Here is a 1,373-nt window from a genome sequence, read left to right on the forward strand (position 1 = left end):
CTGTAAAGCTAACGGTGGTTCTGGGGTTGTTGGGGTTCAGCGCCGGGCGGCGGAGAGCCGGCCGTCGAAGGTGATCTCGAAGGCGTTGAGCGCGGCCTTCCAGCGTTGAGTCCAGCGTTTGCGGCCCTGCCCGGTCGGGTCGAGCGACATGACGGCCATATAGGCGCACTTGATCGCGGCTTGCTCGTTCGGGAAGTGCCCGCGGGCTCGGACGGCCTTGCGGATCCGGGCGTTCACGCTCTCAATGGCATTCGTGGTGCAGACAACTCGCCTTATTTCACTGTCGAATTGAAGGAAGGGAACGAACTCGGCCCAGGCGTTCTCCCAGAGCTTCACGATCGCGGGATACTTCTTGCCCAAGGTTTCGCCGAACTCCAGGAACCGCTCCTCGGCAACATCCTGGGTCGGGGCCGTGTAGATGGGCTTGAGCGCCTTGGCGACCTTGTCCCAGTCCTGCCGGGCCGCGTAGCGGAACGACGCCCGGATCAGGTGAACGACGCAGGTCTGCGTGATCGCCTGGGGCCAGACCGCCTCGATCGCATCGGGCATGCCCTTGAGCCCGTCGCAGACGACCATGCAGACGTCTTCCGTGCCGCGATTCTTGATCTCGGTCAGTACCTGGAGCCAGTACTTGGCGCCCTCGCCGCCGTCGCCGGCCCACAGTCCGAGGATCTCGCGGGTGCCCTCGACGGTGACCGCCAAGGCCACGTAGATCGGCCTGTTGGCGACCTTGCCGTCCCGCAGCTTCACGTGCACACAGTCGATGAACAGGACCGGATAGACCGAATCGAGGGGCCGGTTCTGCCATTCGTTCATGCCGTCGATCACCTTGTCGGTGATCGTGGAGATGGTGGTCTTGGAGACCTCGGCGCCGTAAACCTCGGCCAGGTGTGCGGAGATCTCCCCGTGGGTCAGACCACGGGCCGACAGGGACAGCACCATCTCGTCGACGCCGGTCAGCCGGCGCTGCCGCTTCTTGACGATCTGCGGCTCGAAGCTGCCCTCACGGTCCCGGGGGACCTCGATCTCGACCGGCCCGACCTCGGTGATCACGGTCTTCGAACGGTTGCCGTTGCGGGTGTTGCCGCTGGCCGCCTTCTCATGCTTCTCGTGCCCGAGGTGGTCGGTGATCTCGCCTTCGAGGGCGGACTCGAGGACCTTCTTCGTGAGCTGCTGCAGCAGCCCGCCCTCACCGGTGAGCTTGATCCCGTCGGCCTTGGCCCGGTCCACCAGCTGGCTGATCAACTGGTCGTCCAGAGTATCCGGCGCAAGTTCCGCCGGCTGCACTTCCTTCACGGCCTCAGCCGACACGGTCACGTCTGTCATCAGGTGTTACTTCCTGCTCGAAGATCCACCGTTGACCGTACAGACCC

The 1,373-nt window shown here is 64.5% G+C and carries 1 protein-coding gene; it reads right to left on the bottom strand.

Going from position 1 to position 1,373, the window contains the following annotated elements:
• Window positions 1-36: 36 nt before the first annotated feature.
• Window positions 37-1,317: an IS256 family transposase gene (locus H9Y04_RS45615; protein ID WP_438818229.1), complete on the bottom strand. Its 1,281-nt coding sequence runs from the start codon at window positions 1,315-1,317 to the stop codon at window positions 37-39.
• Window positions 1,318-1,373 lie beyond the last annotated feature (56 nt).

It is taken from the genome of Streptomyces polyasparticus (assembly GCF_014493765.1).
GTDB classification, from domain to species: domain Bacteria; phylum Actinomycetota; class Actinomycetes; order Streptomycetales; family Streptomycetaceae; genus Streptomyces; species Streptomyces polyasparticus.